7 protein-coding genes are annotated in these 7,336 nt (G+C 39.0%); all 7 read right to left on the bottom strand.

Annotated elements, in window-relative coordinates; genetic code table 11:
* Positions 1-508 (bottom strand): ATP-binding protein (locus AB4Z17_RS30440; protein ID WP_441964021.1); only part of this gene is annotated, 508 nt, incomplete at its 3' end.
* Positions 505-1,968 (bottom strand): MocR-like pyridoxine biosynthesis transcription factor PdxR, encoded by a 1,464-nt coding sequence (gene pdxR / locus AB4Z17_RS30435; protein ID WP_441964019.1) that lies wholly within the window; start codon positions 1,966-1,968, stop codon positions 505-507. The genes pdxR and AB4Z17_RS30440, both read right to left, overlap by 4 nt.
* A gap of 180 nt (positions 1,969-2,148) precedes the next feature.
* Entirely contained in the window at positions 2,149-2,871 is a 723-nt protein-coding gene (locus AB4Z17_RS30430; protein ID WP_441964017.1) for a hypothetical protein, read from the bottom strand.
* Between the two features lie 169 nt (positions 2,872-3,040).
* The gene (locus tag AB4Z17_RS30425) at positions 3,041-4,504 is read right to left on the bottom strand and encodes an ABC transporter substrate-binding protein (protein WP_441912338.1); all 1,464 of its coding nucleotides are present in this window, start codon (positions 4,502-4,504) and stop codon (positions 3,041-3,043) included.
* 66 nt (positions 4,505-4,570) lie between these two features.
* Entirely contained in the window at positions 4,571-5,464 is an 894-nt protein-coding gene (locus AB4Z17_RS30420) for a carbohydrate ABC transporter permease (protein ID WP_441964015.1), read from the bottom strand.
* Positions 5,465-5,466: 2 nt separating this feature from the next.
* A complete protein-coding gene (locus tag AB4Z17_RS30415) occupies positions 5,467-6,393 on the bottom strand; it encodes an ABC transporter permease (protein WP_441964013.1) in 927 nt (308 codons plus the stop codon).
* Between the two features lie 7 nt (positions 6,394-6,400).
* Positions 6,401-7,336, bottom strand: a 936-nt coding sequence (locus AB4Z17_RS30410; RefSeq protein WP_441964011.1) for a Gfo/Idh/MocA family protein, incomplete at its 5' end; no start/stop codon positions are given.

Here is a 7,336-nt window from a genome sequence, read left to right as displayed (position 1 = left end):
ATACTTCATTATCCCATCGAAAGGTTTCTAGTACCTCATCAACCAACGTTTCTTTGTTTTTTATTATTTTGACTCCTAAACTCGATCCGCCTGAATTTGGCTTCACGATTACCGGATACCCCAGTCGTTCGACATCTTCAATACATAATTCAGCCGCACTATTCAAATGAATCCAGTCAGGAGTTTCGATGCCTTCATTAAGAAATAGTTTTTTAGATATATTTTTATCCATGCTCAAGCTGCTTGATAAAACACCGCACCCCGTATAAGGAACGCCAAGTGTTTCAAGCGCCCCTTGAATCGTTCCATCCTCACCATACTTCCCATGAAGCGCAAGCAGAGCCACGTCAATATTTTTCACTTTTTCAATGAGTTCATCTTTTCGATTGATTTCAATCGGATACAACTCATACTTTTCTCTATCCAAATTAGCAATCATTTCGCGTCCAGTCATAAGGGAAACTTCTTTTTCTGATGAAATACCCCCCATTATCACTCCAACTCTCATAGCTGTCTCTCCTTCATCATTTGTTTAGCCGTATCACCTATAATTTGAATTCCTTTTATGATGTCCTCATATGCGACACGTGAGAAGCCAAGGCGTATCGTATGATGACCTTTATTATCCGTAAAAAAAATGTTGCCCGGAGTAAATATGACCCCTTTGTGGCGACAGTATTCTAATAAGACATTGGTATCAAAGTTATCTTCGAATTCAATAAAAACATGAAGCCCTCCGTCGCCTGAAAGGCGTTTTAACGGAATAAACGCTTTACAGCACCGAATGACTAATTCACATTTTCGTTTATATTCAGACTTGGCTTTTTTCAAATACTTCTCGAAGTTGCCATTATGAAGATATTGATAAAGTAAGGATTGATCTAATGTGGAGGTGTGGATGCTTCGCGCACGCTTTACACTTTCCAGATAATAAATGAGCTCTTTCTCCGCCAAGACCCATCCAACCCGGAGGCCAGGGAATAGGATTTTCGAAAAACTGCCTAGATAGATGACACTATTTCCATTTCCGTTGCATGCAATTAAAGGGGCAATGTGGTCTCCTGAAAACCTTAGCTCCTCGTTGAACCCATCTTCAATAAGCGGGACTTGATATTTATGGAGCAGCTTGATGACTTCCATTCGTTTATGGGGAGACATCACAATCCCCGTTGGATTATGATAGGAAGGTACAAGATAGGTTAAATCAAACGATCGCTCTGACAATGCCCTCTCCAGCTCCACAAGATTAATCCCGTCTTGCTCCATTTCGATACCCACAATATCAAATCCATGCATCTTAAACAGTTTAATAGCCGCATGATGGGTAGGATTCTCGCAAAGGACACGACCATGTTTCTTAATTAAAGTCGATAAAATGAGATCTAATCCTTCTGTAAAACCGTTCGTAATCAGAATATCCTTACCCTCTAGATTTACCCCTTTATTCTCCATATATCGAAGTAAATATTCCATTAAAGGCTTGTAGCCTTGTGCATATCCATAGTTTAAGATGATTTCACCCTCTATGGACATCCGATCTAAAAATGCTCGTTTGACATTATCGAGATCAAACAGTTTCCCATCCGGTGCGATACTTGTGAAATTGATTTCCCCTGTGCTCGAACGTATCCCGTGCTTGCTAAGATCCATTTTTTCAGCAATCTTCGCTTGCTTGCTAATATTTTGCTTCCAATCAAGCTGCCATAATTGTTCAGTTGCTGCTTCACCGAATTTTTGAGCAACAAAGCTCCCTTTCCCTTTATCTACATACACAAAACCTTCGTCTTTCAAGTCTGCGTATGCATTAACTACCGTATTTCTACTGACATTCAGCATAGAACTGAGTTCGCGCGTAGACGGTAGCTTCTGATTCGCTTGCAATACACCTAAAGTAATTAAACTTTTCATGTATTCTTTTACTTGAGTATAGGCAGGGCTGTCATCCGTCATATTGAATTCAGTAAACATCCAATCCCCCCTAAAAATATAATGACATACATTGATCAATATAATAAGATCCACGATGTCTGATTTTCAGCCTACCTGTGGATAGGTTACAAGCTTGAACGAATATATAACCCATTAGAAATATCAACAATCGCGCTCAAATGACAGGGATGATACTTCCCCATAACGCAAACGTTCGTTTTAATCCTCTTTAATAAGCTTCCATACCTTTTTTGAATAAACTAACCAAACCTTGTAATCCCTAATTTCTTTTCTAAAATCGTATACGCTGTCCATATTAATGTCATGACCAATAAAGGTTACCGGTATTCTTAATTCAGCTTTACTTTTTTGAATTTTTGACAAGTCAATCAATAATCCATCTCTTGTCCATTCTAAAAGGACCGATGATATGTCCTTTGGAATTTCTTGAACATGCCTACCGGTTAGTTTATGAAGCTTAAAAGCAATCACTTTAGCTAAAAGAACTTCATAGTCATATAAGTCGCTAACATAAAGCTTGTTAAACCAGCCATCATCATGTGCAAAATAAGCAAACCTCAGCTTTGGTATATGATGCAATGGCTCACCCATATGGCCAAAAAACAATAATTCAGCGATTTGATTTTTGCTTAAAGCATTTAAATCCTCTTCTTTGGAGAAATCTACCCAACAAAAATCTCCATAGTCATACACGTTTTCTTCAATTAATTCATCCAATCCTTGCTGCAAAACATAATGAAGTCTAGAATGCCAATTCGTCTGTACGTTATGAAAATCATGTTTAAGAAGTATAAGGTTCTCCGGCCTATGATGTACACAGTTCATAAATTCATGAAATTCGATTCCATAGTAACAAAAATAATTCTTCTCATGCTCGCCGCTCACATATATTAAATCCCTAATTAGCTTACTTTTCTTCAATAGATATACCCCTCAAAAGGAAAGATTGGTTTCTATTTCTATAGTACTACATCCTGCATAGGGCGTTATGCAAAACAACGCAAAAACCCCGACCTCTTTTGGGTCGGGGTTTCACATCATTTACTTTTACTCCTATGCCAATACTAGAACTTAAAAATATAATATCTCTTTATTTACTAGCCAAAAACTCATCCAACTGGCGCTGAATCTCAGCTACGTATTCATCAATCCCTGCTGCTTTTAGCTTCTTAATCGCTTTCGGGTATTCCGTTTCAAAATCGACAAAGCCTGAACGTATAGCTGCTAAGTCCTTGCCTGCTACTTCTTTTAGGGCTGTCTCAATCAATTTTACTTTCTCATTATTAAATCGGAAGCCGAGTGAAGCGGAAGTTACTGCCTCGTCATCCCAGGTTTTATAATGATCAATAGATTCTTGTGCTACGTCCGGTCCAAACAATTGATAATTCTGATTTCTAAACATCCATTCATAGAAGAATTCATTTGCAGTCAGCTTTTTGATTCTTCCATCTACAATCTCGTAATCCTTGCCTTCAACGCCATAGAGCGCTAATTGATAATTTTCTTTGGATTTATAAATCCAATTCACGAATTTTATCGCACCCTCTGGATTAGGAGCCGTTACAGGAACGCCTAGAACTTCTCCTCCTGTTGCAGTAATATAACGAGGTTTCTCTGGTGCCAGAAGATAAGTTTTCACTCTAGCATCAGGTGCATTTGCTTTTATTGCATCTATAATTTCCATTTCTTTGCCTAACGAGCCTTCAACCCATAAGTATAGACCTGTCTGCATGCGAGAATCCCGTTCATTGTATTTGATAGTCAGATCCTCTGAATAAAGCCCTGCATCATACATGCTACGGTTAAATTTCGCTACTTTTTGGAAAGCTTCTGATTCATAATAGCTATGTGCTTTTTTGCTGTCTTCGCCAAATACGATTAAATCTTCTACTGCAATAAAATTATACTGCTCTTCTGTAAAATATCTGGTGAGAGGTTTAAAGACAATATCAGCTGGCCCTTTCATTTCCGGGAACTGTTTTTTCGCTTTGGTAGCAAACTCTTTTAAGTCTTCAGCTGTTTTTATTTCGTTCATACCAACAGCCTCTAGTATATCCTGACGAACAGCTACCAATTGATACATAGCCGATGACGGAGCATACGCGGACGGAATTCCATGAATTTTGCCATCAATTACCGCACCTTGAAACTGTTCCATCGGCAGCACTTTGAGCATATCCTGGCCATACTGCTTAATTAGATCATCCAATGGCATGCTTTGCTTCTTATTCACAATGGTAGAAAGGTCGGGAAGACCATCCCAATAAAGATCAATCGGTTCATTTGCAGCGAGCATAATATCTTTTTGCTCCCAGTACTGAGCCCATGGCACAAAAATAACTTTCAACTTTAATCCGAGATCGGCTGCCATTTTCTCTGAAAACTCTTTTTCAAGAAATTCAGTCATACGATCACTTTCGTCCCCCGGGTACAAGATGGTAAGTGTTTCGAGCTTCCCCTTTCCTCCAACCTCTTCCTTGTTGCTACACGCTGCTAGTATTGAAGTGGAAACTAGCATTAAAACCAAAAAGATAAGCATTTTACTGGATTTCATTGATAACCCTCCCTATTTAATGGTTAATGTATGTTAGGCCTAGATAGGCTTCAAACCATGTATCGCTTATTCCTTTACTGCGCCCGCCATAATGCCATGAACGAAATACTTTTGAATAAAAGGAAATAGGAAAATAATAGGACCAATTGTAATTACGGTAATTGCCATCTTTACGGTTTCTGCTGGCAGCGTTATGTTGCCGGAAGCCCCAGAGGGAATACGGCCGGAGCTGATCGCATTTACATTCGATAGAATGTTGTAGAGATAGTATTGCAGCGGAAATAGATCCTTGTCGTTGATGAAGATGAGTGCATTCCACCAATCATTCCAATAATTCAGCGCATACATTAACCCCACTGTGAGCAGGGCAGTCTTGCTTAAAGGAAGAGCTACTTTCAAATAAATGGTGAAATAATTAGCTCCATCCATCTCCGCCGCTTCGTATAAAGACGGTGAAATGCTAGAAAAATACGTTCGCAATAAAAACATATTCCATACGCTAAAAATAGAAGGAAGGATTAACGCCAAAATACTATTTTTCAGTCCGTAATAATTCACGCTAACCATATACCACGGTATCAAGCCGGCCGAGAAAATAATCGTAAAATTGCTAATGAATGCGATAATATTGCGATATCTTAGCTTTTTTACGGATATCGAGAATGCAATCATACTTGTAATCAGCAATGCGCTTACTGTGCCAATTACAGTTACAAAGATGGTTACGCCGTAAGATTTCAATATCTTCATTCCACTATTCACATAGATATATTTATACGTATCCAAACTTGGACTCAGCGGGATAATGGAATAACCATTTTTGACAATGGCCTGCTCAGATGAGAAGGAAACACTTAAGGTCAATACAAGCGGGTATAAACAAATGAGTGCAAATAAGCCAATAAAACAATACGCCAAGCTCTTTACGAGCCTATCTCCAAGCAATCGATTAGTTTCCATTATTAAAATAGACCCTCTCCATCGTTTATTTTCTTAGCCGATTTGTTAGCTGCAGAGATTAGAATTAATCCCATTAGAGACTGAAATAATCCGATTGCAGTCGAATAAGAAAAGCCCAACGTGCGCATAGACTGGTAAACATAAGTATCGATTACGGTAACCTCGTCAATAAGTACCGGGTTATTGCCGACAATGCCGTATATCATACCAAAGTCACCATAAAAGATCCGTCCAACGCTTAGTAAAGTCAAGACAATGATTGTTGGTTTTAACATAGGAATGGTTAAGAAAATAATGCGCTGCAGCTTATTCGCGCCATCTACTTTCGCTGCTTCATACAAGCTCCCATCAAAGTTAGCCATTGCAGCCATGTAAAGAATCGAGCTATACCCGCTCCACTTCCATACACTCGAGAGAATAATGATCCATTTCCAATACTTCGGTTCTGAATACCATCTAATCGGATCTGCCCCAAAAAATTCCAAAATATTGTTGGCAACACCTACATCCGTTGAGAAGATCCCATAAAGAATAGCGCCCACTACAACCCACGATATAAAATAAGGAAAAAACATCATGCTTTGAGCAATCCGTTTAAACGATTTATTCCGTATCTCGTTTAAGAAAACAGCGATACTGACTRGAACAATAATGCCTAATATGAGGCTGAAAAAGTTAATGTATAAGGTGTTATAGGTAACCTTCCAGCCCATGCTATTTTTAGAGAAAAAGTAAGTGAAGTTATCAAGACCAACAAATTTACTGCCAAATATGCCGTCAACTACATTAAAGTCGGTAAATGCCATCCATATTCCTGCAAAAGGGATGTAGCTGAACATGATTAATACAACAAGCGCAGGCACGCACATGAGATACAATATTCTGTTTTTCTTTATCTCATATAAGAAACCTTTCACAACTGAACTCATTACATCACTACCTTTGCATCGTTATCGAGCGGCTATCGCGTAATGTTTCTTGCAGCTCTTCCTTTAAATGATCGATATCAATTACTGTACCTGTAACCCTTGCTCTCTCAGCTGCATAGGCCATAATGTGACTTTCTACTGATCTATCAATGGAAGATCTGCTGTTGCTGTCCTCATTTTTTAAATTGTCCAAGAAATCGATCATCAGTCCTGTATCCCCGCCATTATGTCCGCCATTCATGGCAGCTGGCCGGATCACGGTGTGCTCATATTGTTCAGACATATTGGATGTGAACCGCGTTACTTCAATGATATTTAAGCTGTCATCACCTCTAATTTCTCCATGCTCGCACATAATTTTAAGCGTACGATACATCTTATTGGTAAAACCGCTTAAATTAAAGGTGACCGTTACGCCATTTTTGAACTCAATAATGGATGCTTGATGGTCACAAACATTATTATCAGACCGATAAACACAGCGTCCGTATGGGCTTGTTTCCAAAGCCTTCAATAATCCCTCTTCAGTCTGATCTACCGAAATCGTTGTAGCCGGCCATTGGCCTCTGATTGGAAGATAAGCTTTCCTTGCATCGAAGCGGCAATCTGCGGCAACTTTACAATCTAGGCATCGTTCAGCGCTATTCGCTGGTGCATTCTCTTCTTTAAAATAAGTCAGGTCCCCATAGGAAGAAATCCGCTTCGCATCACTGTCCACAAGCCATGCCAATATATCCATATCATGACACGATTTCTGCATAATAATTGGGCTCGCTAGGTCGCTGTTTCTCCAATTCCCCCTTACAAAAGAATGAGCCATATGATAATTTCCGACGTTTTCATTATGCTGAATGGTTATGATCTTTCCCAGCTCATTGCTATCAATAATTTTTTTTATTTCTGCGAAGAAATTTGTATATCGGAGCACATGACAAACGATAAC

The organism is Paenibacillus sp. TAF43_2 (assembly GCF_052113545.1).
Taxonomy (GTDB): Bacteria; Bacillota; Bacilli; order Paenibacillales; family Paenibacillaceae; genus Pristimantibacillus.
This window is presented reverse-complemented; position numbering and strand designations above follow the sequence as displayed.

What these genes read in the sequence shown, in the direction of transcription:
- pdxR (WP_441964019.1), bottom strand. Translation starts at nt 1,968, where the DNA reads ATGTTTACTGAATTCAATATGACGGATGACAGCCCTGCCTATACTCAA.
- AB4Z17_RS30425 (WP_441912338.1), bottom strand. Translation starts at nt 4,504, where the DNA reads ATGAAATCCAGTAAAATGCTTATCTTTTTGGTTTTAATGCTAGTTTCC.
- AB4Z17_RS30420 (WP_441964015.1), bottom strand. Translation starts at nt 5,464, where the DNA reads ATGGAAACTAATCGATTGCTTGGAGATAGGCTCGTAAAGAGCTTGGCG.